The sequence below is a fragment of the Rhizobium sp. B230/85 genome (assembly GCF_019355735.1).
Taxonomy (GTDB): Bacteria; Pseudomonadota; Alphaproteobacteria; order Rhizobiales; family Rhizobiaceae; genus Rhizobium; species Rhizobium rhododendri.
The window spans coordinates 3400881-3424568 of sequence record NZ_CP072156.1; the positions used below are offsets into that span (position 1 = coordinate 3400881).

At 62.0% G+C, this 23688-nt stretch carries 17 protein-coding genes and 1 pseudogene; 12 read left to right on the forward strand and 6 right to left on the reverse strand.

Annotated features, from left to right (window positions below):
- Window positions 1-142 precede the first annotated feature (142 nt).
- From J5289_RS16375 to J5289_RS16405, 7 genes are all read left to right on the forward strand, one after another.
- Complete coding sequence (locus tag J5289_RS16375) at window positions 143-2602, forward strand: glycogen/starch/alpha-glucan phosphorylase (RefSeq protein ID WP_209184906.1); 2460 nt, start codon at window positions 143-145, stop codon at window positions 2600-2602.
- The gene (glgB, locus tag J5289_RS16380; protein WP_209184907.1) at window positions 2602-4809 is read left to right on the forward strand and encodes a 1,4-alpha-glucan branching protein GlgB; all 2208 of its coding nucleotides are present in this window, start codon (window positions 2602-2604) and stop codon (window positions 4807-4809) included. The genes J5289_RS16375 and glgB overlap by 1 nt, the downstream gene beginning before the upstream one ends.
- 20 nt (window positions 4810-4829) lie before the next feature.
- The gene (glgC, locus tag J5289_RS16385) at window positions 4830-6092 is read left to right on the forward strand and encodes a glucose-1-phosphate adenylyltransferase (RefSeq protein ID WP_142830536.1); all 1263 of its coding nucleotides are present in this window, start codon (window positions 4830-4832) and stop codon (window positions 6090-6092) included.
- Between the two features lie 4 nt (window positions 6093-6096).
- Window positions 6097-7539, forward strand: coding sequence for a glycogen synthase GlgA (gene glgA / locus J5289_RS16390; RefSeq protein ID WP_209184908.1), 1443 nt, complete (start codon window positions 6097-6099; stop codon window positions 7537-7539).
- Between the two features lie 4 nt (window positions 7540-7543).
- The gene (locus J5289_RS16395) at window positions 7544-9175 is read left to right on the forward strand and encodes an alpha-D-glucose phosphate-specific phosphoglucomutase (RefSeq protein WP_142830533.1); all 1632 of its coding nucleotides are present in this window, start codon (window positions 7544-7546) and stop codon (window positions 9173-9175) included.
- A gap of 8 nt (window positions 9176-9183) precedes the next feature.
- Window positions 9184-11151 (forward strand): glycogen debranching protein GlgX, encoded by a 1968-nt coding sequence (gene glgX, locus J5289_RS16400; RefSeq protein ID WP_209184909.1) that lies wholly within the window; start codon window positions 9184-9186, stop codon window positions 11149-11151.
- A 76-nt stretch (window positions 11152-11227) separates the two neighbouring features.
- Window positions 11228-11719, forward strand: a complete 492-nt coding sequence (locus J5289_RS16405; RefSeq protein ID WP_111218770.1) for a MaoC family dehydratase — start codon at window positions 11228-11230, stop codon at window positions 11717-11719.
- Window positions 11720-11758: 39 nt separating this feature from the next.
- Here the strand turns inward: J5289_RS16405 and J5289_RS16410 are convergent, their stop codons facing one another.
- Window positions 11759-12631 carry an alpha/beta fold hydrolase gene (locus J5289_RS16410; RefSeq protein WP_209184910.1) on the reverse strand — a complete coding sequence of 291 codons (873 nt, stop codon included), beginning with the start codon at window positions 12629-12631 and terminating at the stop codon, window positions 11759-11761.
- Between the two features lie 184 nt (window positions 12632-12815).
- Here J5289_RS16410 and J5289_RS16415 point away from each other — a divergent pair, with 184 nt between their 5' ends.
- A complete protein-coding gene (locus J5289_RS16415; RefSeq protein ID WP_209184911.1) occupies window positions 12816-13364 on the forward strand; it encodes a TetR/AcrR family transcriptional regulator in 549 nt (182 codons plus the stop codon).
- A gap of 99 nt (window positions 13365-13463) precedes the next feature.
- On the opposite strand, the gene J5289_RS16420 is transcribed toward J5289_RS16415, so the two are convergent.
- The 5 genes from J5289_RS16420 to J5289_RS16440 all read right to left on the reverse strand — a co-directional run bounded on the left by J5289_RS16420 (window position 13464) and on the right by J5289_RS16440 (window position 19939).
- Window positions 13464-14012, reverse strand: coding sequence for a sarcosine oxidase subunit gamma (locus tag J5289_RS16420; RefSeq protein WP_209184912.1), 549 nt, complete (start codon window positions 14010-14012; stop codon window positions 13464-13466).
- Window positions 14005-16998: a sarcosine oxidase subunit alpha gene (locus J5289_RS16425; protein WP_209184913.1), complete on the reverse strand. Its 2994-nt coding sequence runs from the start codon at window positions 16996-16998 to the stop codon at window positions 14005-14007. Before J5289_RS16425 ends, J5289_RS16420 begins: the two co-directional genes overlap by 8 nt.
- A complete protein-coding gene (locus tag J5289_RS16430) occupies window positions 16995-17336 on the reverse strand; it encodes a sarcosine oxidase subunit delta (RefSeq protein ID WP_209184914.1) in 342 nt (113 codons plus the stop codon). The genes J5289_RS16425 and J5289_RS16430 overlap by 4 nt, the downstream gene beginning before the upstream one ends.
- Before the next feature lie 226 nt (window positions 17337-17562).
- Entirely contained in the window at window positions 17563-18816 is a 1254-nt protein-coding gene (locus J5289_RS16435) for a sarcosine oxidase subunit beta family protein (RefSeq protein ID WP_209184915.1), read from the reverse strand.
- Between the two features lie 247 nt (window positions 18817-19063).
- A complete protein-coding gene (locus J5289_RS16440) occupies window positions 19064-19939 on the reverse strand; it encodes a helix-turn-helix domain-containing protein (protein ID WP_209184916.1) in 876 nt (291 codons plus the stop codon).
- Window positions 19940-20046: 107 nt separating this feature from the next.
- Between J5289_RS16440 and J5289_RS16445 the strand changes: the two genes are divergently transcribed.
- The 4 genes and pseudogenes from J5289_RS16445 (at window position 20047) to J5289_RS16460 (ending at window position 23674) form a co-directional block, all read left to right on the forward strand.
- The gene (locus J5289_RS16445; protein ID WP_209184917.1) at window positions 20047-20820 is read left to right on the forward strand and encodes an SDR family oxidoreductase; all 774 of its coding nucleotides are present in this window, start codon (window positions 20047-20049) and stop codon (window positions 20818-20820) included.
- A gap of 506 nt (window positions 20821-21326) precedes the next feature.
- Window positions 21327-21425 (forward strand): annotated as a pseudogene (locus J5289_RS29850) (30S ribosomal protein S21); the annotation flags it as partial.
- 143 nt (window positions 21426-21568) lie between these two features.
- On the forward strand, window positions 21569-22432 hold the full coding sequence (locus J5289_RS16455) for a tetratricopeptide repeat protein (RefSeq protein WP_224127942.1): 864 nt from the start codon (window positions 21569-21571) through the stop codon (window positions 22430-22432).
- Between the two features lie 129 nt (window positions 22433-22561).
- Window positions 22562-23674, forward strand: a complete 1113-nt coding sequence (locus tag J5289_RS16460; RefSeq protein WP_247749179.1) for an FAD-binding oxidoreductase — start codon at window positions 22562-22564, stop codon at window positions 23672-23674.
- The last annotated feature ends 14 nt before the right edge of the window (window positions 23675-23688 follow it).

Genomic DNA, 23688 nt, shown 5'->3' on the forward strand with positions numbered 1-23688 from the left:
TCCGGCTATTTTCCGCTTTCGCGATATTCCTTTGTTGCAACTGCTCTATATCGGTGCATAAACTGGAGGCAGAGACGCGTTCGGAAAACGATTTATTCAGATTTAACACTCTGATTACAAATCATAAATGGCGAGACCAACCATGAATACGATTTCAAGGGCCTCACTCCCCGCGCCCGCGCCCCGCAGTTCCCGTCCTGAGATTCTGGCCGAAGAAATCATCGAGCGCCTGACCTACCGTATCGGCAAGGATGCCAAGGTCGCCAAGCCGCACGACTGGCTCACCGCAACCATCCTCGTCATCCGGGACCGGATCATCGACCGCTGGATGGAATCCACCCGCAAGACCTACGCATCCGGCGCCAAACGCGTCTATTACCTGTCTCTGGAATTCCTCATCGGTCGCCTCATGCGCGATGCAATTTCCAATCTTGAACTTATGGAAGAGATCACCGAGGCCCTCACCTCGCTCGGTGTCGACGTAAACGTCATCGCCAGCCTCGAGCCTGATGCAGCGCTTGGCAACGGCGGCCTCGGCCGCCTCGCCGCCTGCTTCATGGAGTCGATGGCCACGGTCGACGTGCCGGCTTATGGCTACGGCATCCGCTACGTGCACGGCCTGTTCCGCCAGCAGATGGCAGATGGCTGGCAGGTCGAACTGCCGGAGACCTGGCTGGCGCACGGCAACCCTTGGGAATTCGAGCGCCGCGAGAGTGCATACGAGGTTGGCTACGGCGGTGCCGTGGAAATCGTCGCCGGCAACGAGGATACGCCGCGCTATGTCTGGAAGCCCGCAGAGCGAGTGATTGCCGCGGCCTTCGATACACCCGTCGTCGGCTGGCGCGGCAAGCGCGTCAACACACTGCGCCTGTGGGCAGCCCAGCCGATCGATCCGATCCTGCTCGACGCCTTCAATGCGGGCGATCATATCGGCGCGCTGCGCGAGAGCAACAAGGCTGAGAGCCTGACCCGCGTCCTCTACCCGGCAGACGGCACGCCGGCCGGCCAGGAACTGCGCCTTCGTCAGGAGTTCTTCTTCTGCTCTGCCTCGCTGCAGGACATTATCCGCCGCCACCTGCAGCAGTATGACGACCTGACATCGCTGCCGGACAAGGTCGCTATCCAGCTGAACGACACCCATCCGGCCGTCTCCGTTCCGGAACTGATGCGCCTGCTGGTCGACGTCCACGGCTTCGAATTCGACGCCGCCTGGGACATCACCCGCAAGACGTTTTCCTACACAAACCACACGCTGCTGCCGGAAGCGCTGGAAAGCTGGCCGATCCCCTTGTTCGAACGGCTGCTGCCGCGCCACATGCAGATCGTCTACGCGATCAACACCACAGTGCTGCTCGAAGCGCGCAAGGTGCATAACTTCACCGACGCCGAAATCCGCAGCGTTTCCATGATCGACGAGAGCGGCGAACGTCGCCTGCGGATGGGCAACCTCGCCTTCATCGGCTCGCATTCCATCAACGGCGTGTCTGCTTTGCACACCGAGTTGATGAAGGACACGGTCTTTGCCGACCTGAACAAGCTTTATCCCGACCGCATCAACAACAAGACCAACGGCATCACGCCGCGCCGCTGGCTGATGCAGTGCAATCCGGGGCTGACAAGCCTGATCCGCGAAACCATCGGCGACGCCTTCATGGACGATGCCGAGAAGCTGAAGCCGCTCGACGCCTTCGCCGGCGATGCCGCCTTCCAGGAAAAATTCGCCAAGATCAAGCGCGACAACAAGGCTCGCCTTTCCAATCTGGTCGCCGGCCGCATGGGCATCAAGCTGGATCCGAATGCCATGTTCGACATCCAGATCAAGCGCATCCACGAATACAAGCGCCAGCTCCTCAATATCGTCGAGACCGTGGCCCTCTACGACCAGATCCGATCGCATCCCGAACTCGACTGGCAGCCGCGCGTCAAACTGTTCGCCGGCAAGGCGGCGCCGAGCTATCACAACGCAAAGCTGATCATCAAGCTGATCAACGATGTCGCCAAGGTCATCAACAACGACCCGTCGGTGCGCGGTCTCCTGAAGGTCGTATTCATTCCGAACTATAACGTCTCGCTTGCCGAAGTGATGGTGCCCGCTGCCGACCTGTCGGAGCAGATCTCGACCGCCGGCATGGAAGCGTCCGGCACCGGCAACATGAAATTCGGCCTCAACGGCGCGCTCACCATCGGCACGCTGGACGGCGCGAATGTCGAGATGCGCGACAATGTCGGCGCCGACAACATCGTCATCTTCGGTCTTACCGCCGAGCAGGTTGCCAAGGTCAGGACCGACGGGCACAACCCGCGCCAGGTGATCGAGCAGTCTCGCGAACTGGCACAGGCGCTGGCCGCCATCTCCTCGGGCGTCTTTTCGCCGGACGACCGCAATCGCTACACCGACCTGATCGAAGGTATCTATGCCCATGACTGGTTCATGGTTGCTGCCGATTTCGACAGCTACGCCGCCGCCCAGCGCGACGTCGACCTTCTCTGGGCTGATAAGGCGACCTGGTACAACAAGACCATCTGCAATACGGCGCGCATGGGCTGGTTCTCATCCGACCGGACCATCCGCCAGTATGCGGATGAGATCTGGAGAGCTTGATGAAGAAACGAAAAGCCGGCGCTGAAGGCACGGCCGCAAAGAACGTCTCCGCCGAGACGATCGCAGCGATACTGAACGCAGAGCATACCGACCCGTTTTCGGTCCTCGGGGTGCAGAAGACGGACGAAGGCTTTGTCGTCCGATGCTTCGTTCCCGGTGCCGAGGCAGTCAGCGCGACCACCATCGACGGTACGTTGATCGGCGAACTCGAGATGCTCGATCCAGCCGGATTTTTCGCAGGTCCGGTAACTCTTTCGAAGCTGCAACCGGTGCGCTACCGCGCCCGCCGCGACGATGCGGAATGGGCCGTCACGGATCCCTATTCCTTCGGCCCCGTGCTCGGCCCGATGGACGATTATTACGCTCGCGAAGGCTCCGATCTTCGCCTGTTCGACAAGATGGGCGCCCACCCGCTAAAGCATGAAGGCGTCCACGGCTTCCATTTCGCTGTCTGGGCCCCCAATGCGCGCCGGGTTTCCGTCGTCGGCGAATTCAACGGCTGGGACGGCCGCCGCCACGTCATGCGGCTGCGCAGCGACAGCGGCATCTGGGAAATCTTTGCCCCGGACGTCCGGACCGGCGTCACCTACAAGTACGAGATCATCGGCAAGGACGGCGATCTGCAGCCCCTCAAGGCCGATCCCTATGCACGACGCGGCGAGATGCGTCCAAAGAACGCATCGGTGACGACACCGGAACTGGTGCAGGACTGGGAAGACGACGCCCACAGAAAGCATTGGTCGGATGTCGACCACCGTCGCCAGCCGATTTCCATCTACGAAGTGCATGCCGGTTCCTGGCAGCGCAACGACGATGGCACGATGCTGTCCTGGGACGAGATGGCCTCACGGCTGATCCCCTACGTCGTCGACATGGGCTTTACCCATATCGAATTCCTGCCGATCACCGAGCACCCCTATGATCCCTCCTGGGGCTACCAGACCACCGGTCTCTACGCCCCAACGGCCCGTTTCGGAGAGCCCGAAGGCTTTGCCCGCTTCGTCAACGGCGCCCATAAAGTTGGCGTAAGCGTCATCCTGGACTGGGTGCCGGCGCACTTTCCGACCGACGCCCACGGCCTCAGGCATTTCGACGGCACAGCCCTTTACGAGCATGCCGACCCACGCCAGGGCTTTCATCCTGACTGGAATACCGCGATCTACAATTTCGGTCGCACCGAGGTCGTCTCCTACCTGCTCAACAACGCCGTATATTGGGCCGAGAAATTCCATCTGGACGGCTTGCGCGTCGATGCCGTCGCCTCGATGCTCTACCTCGACTATTCGCGCAAGCACGGCGAATGGGTGCCCAACGAGTATGGTGGCAACGAAAACCTCGAGGCCGTTCGTTTCCTCCAGGAGATGAACAAGCGGCTCTACGGCAGCCACCCCGGCGTCATGTCGATCGCCGAGGAGTCCACCTCGTGGCCCAAGGTTTCGGCGCCCGTGCACGAAGGCGGACTGGGATTCGGCTTCAAGTGGAACATGGGCTTCATGCACGACACGCTGAGCTATCTTGCCCGTGAGCCCGTGCATCGCAAGCACCACCACAGCGAACTGACCTTCGGCCTGATCTACGCCTATTCCGAAAATTTCGTTCTGCCGATTTCCCACGACGAAGTGGTGCACGGCAAGGGCTCGATGATCGCCAAGATGGCCGGCGACGACTGGCAGAAATTCGCCAACCTGCGCGCTTTCTATGGCTTCATGTGGGGTTATCCCGGCAAGAAGCTGTTGTTCATGGGCCAGGAGTTTGCCCAGTGGAGTGAATGGAGCGAGGAGCGAGCGCTCGACTGGAACTTGCTGCAATACCGCATGCACGAGGGCATGCGCAGGCTGGTACGCGACCTCAACTTCACCTACCGCAGCAAGCCGTCGCTGCATGCGCGCGACTGCGAGGGCGAAGGCTTCGAGTGGCTCGTCGTGGATGACGACACCAACTCGGTCTATGCCTGGCTGCGCAAGGCACCGGGTGAAAAGCCGATTGCCGTGATCACCAATTTCACGCCTGTCTATCGGGAGAACTATGCGCTTCCACTGCCAGCGGAGGGGCGCTGGCGGGAGATCCTGAATACCGATGCCGACATCTATGGCGGCAGCGGCAAAGGGAACGGAGGACGGGTGCAGGCCGTTAATGCCGGGGGAAGCATCATGGCCAACATCACCCTGCCGCCGCTGGCGACCATTCTGCTGGAACCGGAATTTTAAGAATCGATTGGGAGGATAAAATGGTAGAGAAACGTATTCAGCCCCTGGCGCGCGACGCTATGGCCTATGTCCTCGCAGGTGGCCGAGGAAGCCGCCTGAAGGAACTGACCGACCGCCGCGCAAAGCCTGCGGTGTACTTCGGCGGCAAGGCACGCATTATCGATTTCGCGCTGTCTAACGCGCTGAACTCCGGTATCCGTCGCATCGGCGTTGCGACGCAGTACAAGGCGCACTCGCTGATCCGCCACATGCAGCGCGGCTGGAACTTTTTCCGTCCCGAGCGTAACGAAAGCTTCGACATCCTCCCGGCCAGCCAGCGCGTTTCCGAAACGCAGTGGTACGAGGGCACCGCCGACGCCGTCTTCCAGAACATCGACATCATCCAGGACTACGGCGTCGAATACATGGTCATCCTGGCCGGCGACCACGTCTACAAGATGGACTACGAATACATGCTGCAGCAGCATGTCGACTCAGGCGCTGACGTCACCATCGGCTGCCTGGAAGTGCCACGCATGGAGGCTGTCGGCTTCGGCGTGGTGCACGTCGACGAGCATGACCGCATCATCGATTTCGTCGAGAAGCCCGCCGATCCACCCGCAATCCCGGGCAAGCCGGAAAGCTCCTTCGCGTCGATGGGCATCTATGTCTTCCGCACCAAGTTCCTGATCGAGGAGCTGCGCCGCGATGCGGCCGATCCAAATTCCAGCCGCGACTTCGGCAAGGATATCATTCCCTACATCGTCAAGAACGGCAAAGCCGTCGCCCACCGCTTCGCCCAGTCCTGCGTTCGCTCCGACTTCGAGAACGAGCCCTACTGGCGCGACGTCGGCACCATCGACGCCTACTGGCAGGCCAATGTCGATCTGACGGCCATCGTCCCCGAACTCGATATCTACGACAAGAGCTGGCCGATCTGGACCTATGCCGAAATCAACCCGCCGGCGAAATTCGTCCATGACGACGAAGACCGCCGCGGCTCGGCCGTATCCTCGCTGGTCGCGGGCGACTGCATCATATCGGGCGCGACACTGTCGAACAGCCTGCTGTTCACCGGCGTCAGGGCGAACTCATATTCGCGCCTCGAAGGTGCCGTCGTGCTGCCGAGCGTCAAGATCGGGCGCCGGGCGCAGCTGAAGAACGTCGTTATCGACCACGGCGTCACCATTCCGGAGGGTCTGGTTGTCGGTGAGGACATCGAGCTCGACGCCAAGCGCTTCCGCCGAAGCGAAGGCGGTATCTGCCTGATCACCCAATCGATGATCGATAAACTGGATATTTGATAATATGAAAGTCCTGTCGGTCGCGTCCGAAGTCTTCCCATTGATCAAGACAGGGGGCCTGGCCGACGTTGTCGGAGCCCTGCCCGGAGCGCTTAAGAGCCACGGCATCGACACCAAAACCCTGCTGCCCGGCTACCGGGCAGTGATGAGCGTCATAAGATCACCCGTCGTCGTACATGTCTTCAGCGACTTGCTCGGCGCCCCCGCCACCCTGCTCGAGGTCGACCATCACGGCATGTCGGTGCTGGTTCTCGACGCCCCCGCCTATTTCGACCGGGCCGGCGGCCCCTATGTCGATGAACGCGGCAGGGACCACCCCGACAACTGGCATCGCTTTGCCGCGCTGTCGCTCGCCGGAGCCGAGATTGCGGCGGGAGTGATTCCGGACTGGAAGCCGGACATCGTCCATGTCCACGACTGGCAGGCCGCCATGGTGCCGGTCTACATGCGCTATAGCGAGACACCGGAAATCCCGAGTGTCGTCACCATCCACAACATCGCCTTCCAGGGCCAGTTCGGCAACGATATCTTCCCGAAGCTGAAGCTGCCGCGCCATGCCCTCTCCATGGAAGGCGTCGAATACTACGGCGACGTCTGCTACTTGAAGGGTGGCCTGCAGGCAGCCCATGCGATCACCACCGTCAGCCCCTCCTACGCCGAAGAAATCCTCACCCCCGAGTTCGGCATGGGGCTGGAAGGCGTCATTGCCAGCCGCCAGAGAGACCTCCACGGCATCGTCAACGGCATCGATTCAGACGTCTGGAACCCGGACACCGATGCGATGATCAGCCAGAACTTCAGCCTCTCGAAGCTCACAAAGAGGGACGAGAACCGGCTGGCGATCATCGACCATTTTCATCTCGACAACGACGATGCGCCGATCTTCTGCATCATCAGCCGCCTGACCTGGCAGAAGGGTATGGACCTCGTCGCCACCACGATCGACGAGATTGTCGGCATGGGTGCCAAGCTCGCTATCCTCGGCGCCGGCGACGCAGCACTCGAGGGTGCATTGCTCGCAGCAACCGCTGCCCATCCCGGCCGCGTCGGCATGGCCGTCGGCTATAACGAACCGATGTCGCACCTGATGCAGGCAGGCTGCGACGGCATCATCATTCCCTCCCGTTTCGAGCCTTGCGGGCTGACCCAGCTCTACGGCCTACGCTACGGCTGCGTGCCGATCGTGGCACGCACCGGTGGGCTGAACGACACCGTCATCGACGCCAATCACGCTGCTCTACAGGCAAAAGTAGCCACCGGTGTGCAGTTTGCACCGGTCACGGTAGACGGTCTTTTGCAGGCAGTACGCCGCGCCATCCGGCTGTTTCAGGATCGAAAACTCTGGACGCAGATGCAAAAGCAGGGCATGAAATCCGACGTATCCTGGGGAAAGAGCGCAGAGCGCTACGCCGCCCTTTATTCCAGCCTCGTCTCGAAAGGCAACTAACCCGATGATCAAAGCGGTTCCGACAACACCCTATCTTGACCAGAAACCCGGCACTTCCGGCCTGCGCAAGAAAGTCCCGGAATTTCAGCAGCCGAACTATGCCGAGAACTTTATCCAGTCGATATTCGATTCGCTGGAAGGCTTTCAGGGCAAGATATTGGTCATCGGCGGCGACGGTCGCTACTACAATCGCGATGTCATCCAGAAGGCCATCAAAATGGCCGCAGCCAATGGCTTCGGCAAGGTAATGGTCGGCAAGGCCGGCATCCTGTCGACCCCGGCCGCCTCCCATGTCATCCGCAAATACAAGGCCTTCGGCGGCATCATCCTCTCGGCAAGCCACAATCCCGGCGGCCCGACCGAAGACTTCGGCATCAAATACAACACCGGAAACGGCGGCCCTGCTCCTGAAAAGATCACCGACGCGATCTTTGAACGCACCAAGGTCATCGACAGCTACAAGATCGCCGACTTCCCTGACGTCAATCTCGACCGCATCGGCAAGGAAGAAATGCCGGGCGGCATGATCGTCTCGGTCATCGATTCTGTCGAGGACTACGCAGCGCTTATGGAAGAGCTGTTCGACTTCGGCGCCATCCGCAACCTGATCAGCCTCGGCTTTCGCATCTGTTTCGATGCGATGAGCGCAGTCACCGGCCCCTATGCCAAGGAAATCCTCGAAAATCGCCTCGGCGCGCCTTCGGGATCTGTCCGCAACTTCAAGCCGCTTCCCGACTTCGGTGGCCACCATCCGGACCCGAACCTCGCCAATTGCCATGAACTCTACGAGGAGATGATGAGCGACGATGCCCCCGATTTCGGTGCGGCATCCGATGGCGACGGCGACCGTAACCTGATCATCGGCAAGGGCGCCTACGTGACCCCGTCCGACAGCCTCGCCATTCTTGCCGCCAATGCGAACCTGGCACCCGGCTATTCGCACGGCATCGTCGGCATCGCCCGCTCCATGCCGACTTCGGGCGCCGCCGACCGTGTCGCCGAGAAGCGCGGCATCGGCATGTATGAAACCCCGACCGGCTGGAAATTCTTCGGCAACCTGCTCGATGCCGGCATGGCGACGATCTGCGGCGAGGAAAGCTCCGGCACCGGCTCGAACCACGTTCGCGAAAAGGACGGCCTCTGGGCGGTGCTGCTCTGGCTCAACATCCTGGCGGTGCGCGGCGAAAGCGTTGCCGACATCATGGGCCAGCATTGGGCGACCTACGGCCGCAACTACTATTCGCGCCACGACTATGAAGGCGTCGACACGGAAGCCGCCAACGGCCTTATCGACGCGCTGCGCGAAAAGCTGCCGACCCTGCCGGGCACCAAGATCGGCAACCTGACGGTGACGTCCGCCGACGACTTCTCTTACCACGACCCGGTCGACAAGTCGGTCAGCAACAACCAGGGGATCCGCATCCTGTTCGAAGGCGGTTCGCGCATCGTCTTCCGGCTTTCCGGCACCGGCACATCCGGCGCCACGCTGCGCCTCTACATCGAGCGTTACGAGCCCGACTCGACCCGCCACAACATCGAAACGCAGGCAGCACTTGCAGATCTGATCGCAGCGGCCCAGTCGGTTGCAGACATCAGCGGCCGAACCGGTCGCCCTGCACCGACCGTCATCACCTGATCCGGCAGATGGCAAAAAAGCTGCAGCAGGGCGGCGTCGTCCTCACAACCGACGGCGCCGAATTTGCGGTATGGTCAAGCCACGCCACCCTGCTCGAGCTCTGCATCTTTGATAAAGCAGGCACCGAAACCGCACGCCTGCCGATGACGCGGGATGGCGATGTTCACCGTGTCATCGTGCCGGGATTGAAAGAGGGTGCGCGCTACGGCTACCGGGCGCACGGTCCCTACGATCCCGACAACGGCCTATGGTTCGATCCGGCAAAACTCCTCGCCGACCCCTATGCCAGGATCTTCGACCGTCCCTTCGTCTACCACAGCCGGCTCGGAATTTTCGGCGAGGATACGGCAGCGCTGATGCCGAAGGCGGTCGTGACAGCCGACATCGCCGCGAGGCGCGAGGCGCCCCGCTTCGCGCCCGGCGGTCTGATCTACGAAGTCGCCGTCAAGCCTTTCACAATCCTCAATACCGATGTCCCCGAGGCCCGGCGCGGCACGGTCGGCGCCCTCGCCCATCCCGCAGTTATCCGCCATTTGAAGCGGATCGGCGTCGATGCCATCGAGCTGATGCCGATCACCGCCTGGATCGACGAGCGACATCTGCCACCGCTCGGGCTGACCAACGGTTGGGGATACAATCCGGTGTCGTTCATGGCGCTCGACCCCCGGCTGGTCCCAGGTGGCATGACGGAGCTTCGCGACACTGTCGCAGCACTGCATGCAGAAGGCATTGCCGTCATTCTCGATCTGGTCTTCAACCACACCGGCGAGAGCGACCGAGAGGGCAGCACCCTGTCTCTGCGCGGCCTCGACAACCTGTCTTTCTACCGTCATGTCGAAGGTAGCCCCGGCGAACTCGTCAACGACACGGGCACCGGTAACACGGTGGCCTGCGACCATCCCTATATCCGCCAGCTGATCATAGACAGTCTGCGTCATTTCGTGCTGCAGGCAGGCATAGACGGTTTCCGCTTCGATCTGGCGCCGATCATCGGCCGTACCGCCGAAGGTTTCCAGCCCCACGGCGAAACCCTCAGCGCCATGCTGGCCGATGACGTACTGGCCGACAGGGTCATGATCGCCGAACCCTGGGATATCGGTCCCGGCGGCTACCAGCTCGGCAATTTCCCGGCGCCGTTTCTCGAGTGGAACGACCGCGCCCGCGACGACACGCGCCGCTACTGGCGCGGCGACCAAGGCATGACCGGCGATCTTGCGACACTGCTCGCCGGCTCGGCACCATCGTTCGAGCGCGACGGCCGCAAGCAGACCCGCAGCGTCAGCTTCCTTGCCGCCCATGACGGGTTCACGCTGATGGACCTCGTCTCCAACACCCAGAAGCACAATGAGGCCAACGGCGAAAACAACCGCGACGGCCATAGCGACAATCTCTCCTGGAACAACGGTGTCGAGGGTGAAACCGACGACAGCGAGATCATCACGAGACGTCGCACTGATGTCATGGCGATGCTGTCGACCTTGTTTGCCACGCGCGGCTCGATCATGCTGACAGCCGGCGACGAGGCTGGACGTTCGCAGCGCGGAAACAACAATGCCTATTGCCAGGACAACGCCATCACCTGGGTGGACTGGGCGGCGTTCGACGACGAACTGGTCAGCCATACCTCGTTTCTTGCAGACGTCCGCAAGCGCTTCGCCATTTTTTCGCAGACCGGCTTCCTGACTGACGAGGACGTCGCCTGGCTCTCGCCCTCGGCAGCGCCGATGACGGTCGAGCAATGGCAGACACCCGATCTATCCACGCTGACGATGGTGTTGAACACGGTCGACCGTCTCGATCGGAAACCGGCGCGTCTCGCCGTCGTGATCAACCGGACGCATGCGGAGCAAGCGTTCGCGCTTCCGGGGTCGGGCTCCAACCCCTGGCGTCTTCTCTCCGCCAGCAGTGAGGCGGAGGTTGCCGGGCATATTTCGGTCCCCTCACGCACCGTCCGTTTCTTGGTCCAGAGGCGATAAACCTAAAGAATTCATATCGCTTTCATCGCCTGAGCGATGTACGTCTTGGTCATCGATACCGATCGAAGGAGAGACAATGCCACGCGAGATTTCACTATCGGACGTCCAGCATATCGTCGGCACGGAAGTCGGACTGTCTGCCTGGATGCTCGTCGACCAGACGATGATCGACGCATTTGCCGATGCCACCCACGACCATCAGTTCATTCATGTCGATCCGGAACGTGCCCGCGCCGAGACCCCGTTCGGCGGCACGATTGCCCACGGTTTCCTGACATTGTCGCTGCTGTCGGCCATGAACTACGATTGCCTGCCGAAAATCCGCGAGCAGACGATGGGTATTAATTACGGCTTTGAAAAAGTCCGCTTCATGTCTCCGGTGAAGCCCGGCAATCGCATCCGTGGCCATTTCATCCTCACCGAAGCCCGCTTCCGCGGCGCCGGCATGATCATGCTCACCTACGAGGTGACGGTCGAGATCGAGGACGAACGCAAGCCCGCCCTCACCGCCACCTGGATCACCATCACCCAGTTCGATCCGAAGGACAGGCCGGAGGACCATGAGTAAATTCATGGACACGGCGCTGTCGCCTCGGCGTAGGCGAAATCACCGAGCCGGGGGCTGAAGGCGATTTTCCAGGAAGGTGCGGATCAACGCGGCGATCTCCGATGCATGCGTCTCAAGCGCGAAGTGGCCGGTGTCCAGCAAGTGCACCTCCGCATCCGGAAGATCACGCTTGTAGGCCTCGGCGCCGGGCGGAATGAAGGCCGGGTCATGCCTGCCCCAGACGGCAAGCAATGGCGGCTGATGCTTTCGGAAGTAGGCCTGAAACTCAGGATATCTCGCAACGTTGGAGCGATAGTCCAGAATGAGATCGAGCTGGATCTCATCGGCACCGTGGCGCGCCATGTAAGCGATGTCGAGCGTGTAGCCATCGGGCGACACCCGCTGCGGCGGGGTTCCTGTGAGATATTGCCAGTCGCGGATGGCTTCGGGGGTCAGCGACGCCCTACAGGCTTCCCGGTTCTCCGGCGTCGGTTCACGCCAATAGGACTGCCAAGGGCCCCACTGGTCGCTAAATCCATCCATGTAGGCATTGCCGTTCTGGCTGATAATGGCCGTGACCCGCTCGGGATGAGCGACGGCGATCCGGTAGCCGGTGGGCGCGCCGTAGTCGAAGACATAGAGCGCATATGATGTCAGGCCGAGAGCTTCGGTAAAGCCGTCGATCGTCTTTGCCAGGTTGTCGAATGTATAGTCGAACGTTCCACGCGGCGGGGCTTTTGTTTGCCCGAACCCCGGCAGGTCGGGAGCGACGAGGCGATAGCGGTCGGAAAGCAGCGGAATAAGATCGCGGAACATATGGCTTGATGTCGGGAACCCATGCAGCAGCAGAATCACGGGCGCATCGGTCGGCCCGGCTTCCCGGTACGCCACTTCGACGTCACCCACCTGTATCGTTCGATAGTTGATGTTCATTCTCGACCTCATGGGTGCTTAAGGAAATTGCGTCACACGCGCTTATCGTTGGCCGGGATCGGCCGGGGCCACACGCAAAAGCCCTTCCACGTCAAATACTACCGAACGGTCGGTTTTATCAAGTGGCTATTTCGTTTATTTCGTGCGAGGAAGATCCGTCGACAATCGGGACCGGAAACCAAAAATGAAAGTGCTGCGAAAAGACATCGTCGCTGCCGCCCGCGAGCTGTTTCGCGACAAGGGATATGCCGGCGCCTCGATGCAGGACCTTGCTGACGTGGTCGGATTGCGCAAGGCGTCGCTCTACGTCCGGTTTCCGAACAAGGAAGCGCTCGTTGCCGACGTCATCGCCATGACACTCGATGAGACGTTTGCCGCCATCGGCGATGATCAAAAGAATGGCAAAGCAGCCTATGAAGCCGTGCTTCGTGCGATTGCCACGACGTTCGCCGACAGAAAGCGATGCGTTGCGCTGCATCTGGCTTACGGCACGGGAGAGGAAACACCGCTGGCAAAGGCATCCGTGCGATCCTTTTTCGCGGGATCCCGGGATCGCCTGGCAGAAACTATCGCCGGCAAGGTAGGCCTGCAGCGAGCCCGCGATCTGGCGACCGACGCACTGGCCCGCCTGGAGGGGGCAACGATTTGGCTGGTGACGGAAGACGATCCCGCACCGCTCGAGCGGGCGCTGACCGCCTCAATCAAAGAACTTGATGCGGCACTCGAGCCGTGAACCGGGGAATGCTGGCGGGGTATCGCCGCAACCGTTGAGCAAAGCCCAACGAAAAATCCCCGCACGAGGCGGGGACAATGGCTTCAGCGAAATGTTTCCTCAGTGCGCGGCGTCTTCCGAGGCTTCGGCCAGAAGCCCGAAAACATACTCCGAAAACGACCGCCAGCACTCGACCTTGAAAGTCTCCGCATCCAGCCGCACCAGCACGATCTCTACCTTTCCGAACAGCGTGCGCGAGCAGGCGCCGACCGGAAAGACGGCGAGCGACAGGTCCTGCGGGCAGCCGGCCGAAAGGCAGGCTTCGGCATCGGGCCCCGACACGACAATGCCGGCGTTGCGGTGGGACACATCGGCTGCCGAATGCAGCACGCCCGAGCCGCCCGCAATGGCAACCAGATCGACTTCGCCGTCGTCAATGACCAGCCATTCGTCCGGCCCAAGCCACAGCGCCATCCGGTTTCCCGTCTGGGCCGACGTCTTCGGGCTTGTCGGCAGGGCCAGGCCGAGCGCGGATGACAGGGCTGCAACGGAGGCATCGGGGGCGCGCAGCGATATTCGGCTGGCGGGCTTGGCCGGTGTCAGGCGAACGCCGGCGGAGCCGCCGTGGCGCCCGGCGAGCGGCGATGTGCGAATTGCCTGATCAACCATGGATCCGGCCTCCTTCCTTGTCAAAGAACACCATGTCGGTCACCTCGACGGCGATTGTCTTGTCGGGCATCGGCACATAGAGCGTTTTGCCGATGCGCTCGCGGCCACCGGCCACCAGCGCGAAAGCGATGGACCGACCGCAATTTTCCGACCAGTAGGCCGACGTCACGTGGCCAAGCATAGTCATCGGCTTAGGCTCGTTCGGATCGGCAACGATCTGGGCGCCCTCCTCCAGAACGACGTTCGGATCCTTGGTAATCAGCCCGACCAGCTGCTTGCGGCCCGGCTTGACGAGATCCGGCCGCTTCAGGCCACGGATTCCGACGAAATCCGTCTTCTTCTTTGAAACCGCCCAGTTGAGGCCGGCATCATCTGGGGTAACGGTGCCGTCGGTATCCTGGCCAACGATGATGTAACCCTTCTCGGCGCGCAGCACGTGCATGGTCTCGGTGCCATAGGCGCAGGCACCGAGTTTCTCCGCACGGGCCCAGACAGCTTCGAGCACCGACTGTCCATAATCCGCCGGCACGTTGATCTCGTAGCCGACATCGCCGGTAAACGAGACGCGGAACAGCCGTGTCGGGACGCCACAGAACTTGCCTTCTGCAACACTCATGTGCGGAAATGCCTCGTTGGACAGGTCGATGCCCTCGACGAATGGCTCGATGATCTCGCGGGCCTTCGGCCCCTGGACAGCGATGACCGCCCATTGCTCGGTCGTCGATGTCAGCCACACCTTCAGATGCGGAAATTCCGTCTGAAGGTAGTCTTCCATATGGTGCATCACGCGCGGCGCACCGCCTGTCGTCGTCGTCACGTGGAAGCGGTCCTCGGCCAGCCGCCCGACGACGCCGTCGTCATAGACGAAGCCGTCTTCACGCAGCATGATGCCGTATCGGCAGCGGCCGGGCTTCAGCGTATCCCAGGCATTGGTATAGATGAGGTTGAGGAATTCCGCCGCATCGGGGCCGACCACCTCGATCTTGCCGAGCGTCGAGGCATCGAAGATGCCCGCAACTGCACGCACGGTGCGGCACTCGCGGTTGACCGCCTGGTGCATCGTCTCGCCGGCGCGCGGATAGAACCAGGCGCGCTTCCAGTTGCCGACATCCTCGAAGATCGCTCCGTGCGCCTCTTCCCAGGCGTGCAGCGGCGTCTTGCGAGCGGGATCGAAGTGATCGCCACGCGAATGGCCGACCAGCGTGCCGTAGGTGACCGGCGTATAGGGGGAGCGGAAGGTCGTCAGGCCCACCTGGGGAATGGGGCGGTCCAGCACTTCTGCGGCAATCGCCAGCCCGTGCATGTTCGACAGCTTGCCCTGGTCGGATGCCATGCCGTTGGTCGTGAAGCGCTTGATATGCTCGATGGAGTGCATGCCCTCGCGCACTGCGAGCCGTATATCCTTGGCGCAGACATCGTGCTGGAAATCGACGAAGGCCTTGGCAGAGGTATCCGGGCCGGCACCTTCGGCAGCGCCGACCATGCCGCCGGTCCACTCGAAGGCCTGTTCGCCGGTCAGCAGGATGTTGCCGTCACCGGTAGCACCTGTTGCCCGCGCCATCAGTTCGCCTGCAGCCAGCGATTCTTCGATGGTCTGCTGCAGGCCGTCGGTACCGTTGCAGGCGCCGATGGACAGGCAATCCTGCGCATAGGTGCCGGGCAGGAAGCGCTGCCCCTCTGCATCGAACCTCAGTTTTCCCCGAGACTGCGAGAACATATGAACCGACGGCGTCCAGCCAGCCGACATAAGCAACGCATCGACGGCAATCTTGCGCTTGGCGCCGCCGCCGTTGCGTGCAACTGTCATCGACGATACCCGAAGCCGGCCCGAGGTATCGATGACCGAATGGCCTGCGAGAACTTCGATGCCGAGACGGCGGGCTTCCGCCAGCACCGCCTCGCCGGGCCGGGTCCGGCAATCGACGATGGCAGACACAGACACGCCGGCCTTTTTGAGGTCGAAGGCGGCTTCATAGGCCGAATCATGGGCCGTGTAGACGCCGATCCTGGCGCCGACAGCGACGCCGTAATGGTTGAGATACTCGCGCGCGGCCGATGCCAGCATAATGCCCGGGCGGTCGTTGTTGGCAAACACCATGTGCCGCTCGATGGCGCCGGTGGCGAGGATGACACGCCGGGCGCGAACCTGGATCAGCCGTTCGCGCGGCAGCTTGCGGTCAGGGCGGGCCATATGGTCGGTGACGCGTTCGGCCAACGCCGCGAAATTGTGGTTGTAGTAGCCAAAAGCCGTGGTGCGTGTCAGCACTTCGACATTCGGCATGGCCTTCAACCGTGCCGCGACGGACTGCGCCCAGTCATAGCCATCGACGCCGTCAATCCGAACGCTGGCATCGAAATGCAGCGCGCCACCGACAGTCGCCTGCTCGTCGCAGAGCATGACCTTGGCACCGGCTTCGGCAGCAGCGAGCGCTGCCGACAGGCCGGCAATGCCGCCGCCGACCACCAGCACGTCGCAATGGGCAAATCGGCTGGCATAGTGGTCCGGATCGGCCTCGGTAGGCGCCACGCCGAGACCCGCAGCACGGCGGATGATCGGCTCATAGAGGTTCTTCCAGGCAGCCTTCGGCCACATAAAGGTCTTGTAGTAAAAACCGGCGGCAAAGAACGGTGACAGGAAATTGTTGATGCCGCCGATGTCGAAGCCGAGCGACGGAAAGCGGTTCTGCGAAAGCACCTTCATGCCATCGAACACTTCCTGCACGCTGGCCCGCACATTCGGCTGGCGTCGTGCCGAATCTCGCGAAATGTCGAGCAGCGCGTTCGGCTCCTCGGCACCCGACGACAGGATGCCGCGCGGCCGGTGATATTTGAACGAGCGGCCGACCAGGTGGACGCCGTTTGCGAGCAGCGCCGACGCGGCAGTATCGCCCTCGAGCGCGGTGTAGGTCTTGCCGTCAAAGGTGAAGCGGGCGGTCTTGGCGGGCGTCAGGCGGCCGGCACCGGGGATACGATTGGCGCCGCTCATCGGGCGTCTCCTTCCGTCGCTTCATAGGTTTCGACGGGCGCGTTTGTGACTGCGGTGGCGTCGATATCGGGCTTCGGTTCGCCGGCCTTGTAGGTCTGCAAGAACTTGTCGCTGACAGTATCGCGGGCCGCGTTGAAGAACCGGCCGCAGCCGTGCATATGCCGCCAGCGCTCGAAAATCAGGCCCTTTGGATTATCGCGCAGGAAGAAGAACTCCTCGAATTCTTCGTCCGAGATCGCGGCAATATCGGCCGGGCGCACGATATGGGCATCGCCGCAGTTGCGGAACTCGAGTTCCGAACGTTCTTCCCGACAGTAGGGGCAGTAGATCAGCAGCATGGGGAACTCCCGGCCCGGTGGGTATGACTTATGTGATATTCGGCGGCAGGATGGAGAGTGGCCCGCATGTGGCGGCCTACCCCCCTCTGTCCCTTCGGGACATCTCGCCCACAAGGGGGGAGATCATTCATTTCCCTTCTGAAAACCAGCGTCGATGGTGATCTCCCCCCTTGTGGGGGAGATGTCACCGACGGTGACAGAGGGGAGTGGCTCCGAACTCGAGACATCAATGCGCCACCGCCGCAGCTGCCGCTTCGTCGATCAACCGGCCGGACCGGAAGCGGTCCAGCGCCAGGCCGGCGGAAAACTTGTGCGGTTCGTCGCGGGCGATCAGGTGGGCAAACAGATGGGCCGAGCCCGGCGTTGCCTTGAAGCCGCCCGTGCCCCAGCCGCAATTGACGTAAAGCCCCGGCACCGGCGTCCTCGACTGGATGGCCGAGCGATCCGGCGTATTGTCGACGATACCGCCCCAGGAGCGCATCATCTTGACGCGCCGGAACATCGGGAAAAGTTCGCAGATCGCATCGAGCGTATGGGTGATGATCTGCAGGCCGCCGGTCTGGGAGTAGGAATTGTACTGGTCGGTACCGGCCCCAATTACCAGCTCGCCCTTGTCGGACTGCGAAATATAGGCATGCACGGTGTTCGACATGACGACGCAGGGGAAAATCGGCTTCAGCGGCTCGGACACCAGCGCCTGCAGCGGCGTCGACTGCAGTGGCACGCGGACATCGGCCATCTTCATCACGGTCGTCGTGTGGCCGGCAGCGGAAACGCCGATCTTCTTCGTGCCGATCAGGCCGCGCGTCGTATCGACGCCGGTGACCTCGCCGTTCGGCCCGCGCCGGATGCCGGTGACTTCGCAATTCTGGATGATGTGCACGCCACGGTCGGCCGCAGCGCGGGCATAGCCCCAGGCGACGGCATCGTGACGCGCAGTACCGCCACGGCGCTGCAGGGCTGCACCGTTGATCGGATAGCGGGCGCTGGCCGAGATATCGAGCGGCGGACAGAAAGCCTTTGCTTGCTCTGGCGTCATCCACTCGTTGTCTATGCCGTAGAGCCGGTTGGCATGGATATGGCGCTTGAACGACTGCTGGTCGTGGACGTTGTGCGACAGCATCATCACGCCGCGCGGCGAATACATGACGTTGTAGTTAAGCTCCTGGCTCAGCCCTTCCCAAAGCTTCAGCGAGTGCTCGTAGATGTGCATGCTCTCTTCGTAGAGATAGTTCGAGCGGATGATGGTGGTGTTGCGGCCGGTATTGCCGCCGCCGAGCCAGCCCTTCTCGATGACAGCGACATTGGTTATGCCGTGCTCCTTGGCCAGATAATAGGCCGCCCCAAGCCCGTGGCCCCCGGCGCCGATGATGACGACATCGTATTCCTTGCGCGGCTCGGGCGAGGTCCACTGGGCGTCCCAGCCTTTGTGTCCACGTAACGCCTCGCGAGCCACGGCAAAAACCGAGTATTTCCGCATTTGCACTTACTCCTTGGGGAAGAGCTCTTCCAATGGGCCATACAAATCGCAAATCGAAAACCGACACAACGGTTCTTTTGCGACGCATTTGACGCAGGTGTCGACACGGCGGAAAATGGGGAAGAATTGCGGGGATTTTTGGGGAGCAGGATGTGCGGCTGGCGGCAGTCTGGCTGAAGAGGAAGGAAATGCAGCCTTCGGTATGCGTGGACAGGTGAGCATACCGGCTTCCCGAACCGCGTGACGCCTATACCCGCAGCGCGCCGGGGGTCAGGCCATCTTCCCGGCGCATGATGGCCGTGAGATGGCTTTGGCTGGAGAAGCCGCAGTTGAGCGCGATCTCGGCCAGCGGCAGCCGTCCATTGACGATCAGTGCGCGGGCCTGATCGAGGCGCAGGCGGGTGAAATACTGGTGCGGGCTCGTCCCCGTCCGGCGCCGGAAGGAGCGCAGCATCTGGCTTGACGAGAGCTCGACCAGCGCGGCCAGGGCATCGAGCCGGACGCCCTCTGTAAGATGCGCCTGCATGTGGTCGCGCACCTGGCGGAACTGCCGGTCCGACAGGCCGCCCAGATCCTTCTGAGGCCGAGCCACGCCATATTGCCGGATAAGGTGGATGCCGAGCAGGTTGAGGAGCGAATCAAGCTCGAGGCTCGCCATTGTCCCGTGCGTGCCCGAACGCAGCTCGTCTCGCAGCATGCCGCCGAGCAGCCCGACACGGCGGTCGACGACCGGCAAGGCGTCCGCGACGACGGTGGCGGCCGGCAGATCGAGGTCGGACTGCGCCAGATCATCGAGCCATGGCTGCGACAGAGAGAACGCCGCCACCTCCTTCGGCTCATGCCAGCGTGCCCAGTAGTCCGCGCCTGCCGGCACGATCTCGCAGCACCCGCTGGCAGCCGAAGCGGTGCGGATCCGCGTGCCGCCGAGGCGCGACTCGCGGTTGCTGAAGGGCTTGAAGGACAAAAGCACGAGATGATGGGGGATCGACTGGCTGATCTCGCCGGCGTTCCGCCGGTTCCACGCAGCCGTCCCGAAATCCGAACGGACGAGCCGGCCCCAGTTCGGCACCGGCGTATCGGCAGTGGCGACATGGGGTGCTTCGGGCGAAATGGCATCTGACATGTCTGTTCTCCGTCCGGCGTGCGGATTTACTAACAACGATGCGCGTATCCTGAAAGCCGCACCACTCCATGTCGCCTACTTCTTGGTCATCAACAAGGAGAAAGACAATGACGACCAACGACACGATCAAAAACATCGATGGCAAGGTTGCAGTGGTTATGGGTGCAACGCGCAACCAGGGCCGGGCCTATGCCGTCATGCTTGCGCGCAACGGCTGCCGCGGCGTGGCGGTCCACTATCACGGCGAAGCATCCCGGGGCGAAGCGGAAGAGACCGCCGCGGAGATCAAGCATTACGGTGCCGAGGCGCTTCTGTTCAGCGCCGACCTGACAAAGGTCGCCGACGTCGTGAAGTTGTTCGACGCGGTCGACGAGACGTTCGGCCAACTCGACATCGTGGTGAACACAGTCGGCAAGGTGGTCAAGAAGCCCTTCGTGGAAATCACCGAGGCCGAGTTCGACCAGAGCTTCGCCATCAACAGCAAGGCGGCGTTCTTCTGCATGCAGGAGGCAGCCAAGCGTATCGCCGACAACGGCCGGATCATCAACATCGGCACGACTCTGCAGGCGGCAACGACCGGGCTCTACGCAATCTACGCCGGCTCAAAAGCACCGCTCGAACACTTCACACGCGCCCTTGCCAAGGAAATTGGCCACCGGGGCGTCACGGTCAATACCGTAGCACCTGGCCCGCTCAACACCTCGTTCTTCTATCCAGTGGAGACGGACGATTCGAAAGCGTTTCTCTCCGGCATGAGCCCCCAGAACCGCCTCGGCGAGATCGACGAAATCACGCCACTGATCGAGTTCCTGGTCGGCCCGGGCGGCGGCTGGGTGACAGCCCAGACCCTCTTCATCAATGGCGGCTTCATCGCCCGCTAAGCCAATGACCAACCGGCGTTCGCCGCAAGCGGGCGCCGACCCCACCTCGAAAAGCGCCGATGAACCATTCGACCGGGCCATAGGCTGCCTCGATTTCGAGCAGCACCGGACAGAGGCAGCACCTCGGCCTTGTCGCTCTTCGGCAACCACGAACCGGCCGCGCGCAGCGCCTCCGACCAGTTCGTCCGGGCGCCCATGTGGCCCCTCACCCTATGACCATATGCGTCCCGCCGATAGAGAGCCGCTTTCGCATTCCGTCGTGCGATCTCCATTGCCTTGACCAGGCCCTGTCCCGGCGCCGAAGCGTACGACATAAAACGGGCATGTCCGTCGCGAGCTATGGCGCCCCGCACTTCCCTTTTTCCCGGCCTGCCCCGTCCCCTCATCTAGACTTCCACCCCCCAATCTGCTATCGCCCACGACCAATCGCCCGGTCTCTGGCTGGGCTAGCGACACAATTTTGCCTTCAGGGTCGGCGACTCGGACCGGCTGGTTGGCGGGGTGCAATCGAACCGGGGAACGGTGTTCTCGTGCAGGTACTTGTCCGCGACAACAAGGTCGACCAAGCGCTCCGCGCGCTCAAGAAGAAGATGCAGCGCGAAGGAAAGATCGGATAGTCGTTATTTCGACGTTTTCGAATGTATCTGTGGCGGGGCGAATCATTCGCCGCCGCCATCTTAGTTTATGAACAAATCTCTCGGCACAGCCCGATCTGACCGCATGGAAAGCGAAATCCGGAATGGCATTTATGACGCATGAACAGTCCCGAACCCCGATCCGGTCCGCTTCTGTTTGCAGGGCCGGCAAGTCAGCATTGCCGCTTCTGGCGCTCGTCGCCGCGATTGGCCTTGCCGGATGCCAGACGAACTCCACGGACGCGGTCATCCGCATCGACAAGGCGCAGGGATCGCAGGAAAACATCTCTTCGCTGAGCTCCGTCATCGCCGCCAATCCATCCGATCCGGAGGGTTACAACGTGCGTGGATCGGCCTATGGCCGCGCCGGCGAATTCTCCAAGTCGCTCGCCGACTTCAACCAGGCGATCCAGCTCAATCCGAAATTCTACCAGGCCTACGCCAACCGCGCGCTGGTCTACCGCAACATGGGCAAGCAGGCGGAAGCCGCCGCCGATTATTCCTCGGCGCTGCAGATCAACCCGAACTACGATGTCGCCTATATCGGTCGCGGTAATATCTACCGCCTCGCCGGACAGGACGACCAGGCCTTCAACGATTTCTCCAAGGCGATCCAGCTCGGCACGACGGACGGCCGCGCATATCACGGGCGCGGCTTGATCTTCCAGAAGCGCGGCCAGCAGGAGAAGGCAATCGACGATTTCTCCAAGGCGATCTCGCTATCTCCGAATTCACCGGAGCCCTACAACGGTCGCGGCATCTCCTACATTGCCAACAAGGATCTCGACAACGCCTTTGCCGACTTCAACCACGCCATCGACCTCGACAACAAGGTGGCGGAATCCTGGTCGAACCAGGCGCTGGTCTACGAACAGCGCGGTGACAAGGCGAAGGCACAGAAGTCCTACCAGCACGCCCTCAATCTCGACCCGCGCTTCCAGCCGGCCAAGGATGGCCTCGCCCGTCTTCGCGGCTGATCGAACGATACCCCCGGCGCAACCAGCGCCGGGCATCCCGAGATCTTGCGATAGGCGTCGCTTCGCAATGCCTGCCTGAGTGACGCACTTTTTATAAAGACGAGACGCCACTGACATGCGAGGCACCGCTTGGCCCAGTCTATATCCGCGTCCCCCAAAATCATTGTCATCGGCGCCGGCATCGTCGGCGCATCCATCGCCTGGCATCTGGCAATGCGCGGCGCCTCCGTTACCGTCGTCGCCACGAAGACCGGTGGCGACGCGACGCCGAATTCCTTTGCCTGGATAAATGCCAGCTGGGGCAACCCGGAATTCTATTTTCGGCTACGGCTGCGCGCGATGCAGGAATGGAAGCGAATGGCCGAAGACCTGCCAACGCTGCCGCTGCAGTGGACCGGCGGCCTGTGCTTCGACTTGTCCGTTGGCCAGCTGGAAGCTTATGCCGTCGAGCATGGTGGCGGGGGCTACGATCTGCGCTCCGTCACCCGCGATGAAATCCGCGCCATCGAACCGCACCTGACTAACCCGCCGGAATTTGCTCTTTTTGCGGCCGAGGAAGGCTCCGTCGAGCCCGAAATCGCTGCTCGCTGCATGCTCGGCGATGCCTTTCGCCTGGGAACGACATTCCTGCCAAATCTCGTCGTTGAAGCGCTCATCGAGAAAGACGGTCGCATCGTTGGCGTCAGAACGGCCGATGGCCCGCTCATGGCCGATCATGTCGTGCTGGCTGCCGGCACGGGATCGGCCGCAATTGCTGCTTCCATCGGCATCCACCTGCCGGTTACATCGCCGCCCGGCCTCATCGTTCATTCGAAGCCATACGCAAAACGCTTGAACGGCCTCGTCATCGCCCCGCATCTGCATATGCGCCAGACAACAGAGGGCCGCATCATCGCCGGCGGCGATTTTGGCGGCAGCGATCCCGGCAGCGATCCTCAGGGCGTCGCCGACCGCCTGTTTGCCGAGGTACGGACGATGCTGGACAATGCTGCGGATCTGGAGCTCGAACAATACACCGTCGGCTATCGCCCGACGCCCGTCGATGGCTTCCCGATCATCGGCGATACCGGGCAAGCGCCCGGCCTATACCTTGCGGTGATGCATTCCGGCGTTACCCTGGCGCCACTGGTCGGCCTGCTGGCTGCCAACGAAATCATCGGCGGCACGCCAGACGCCTCCCTGGCGCCGTTGCGTTTCGGGCGCTTCACGTCCGGTACGCCTCTGAACAAGCACGGCCGCTGACGCGCGCCGGCGAA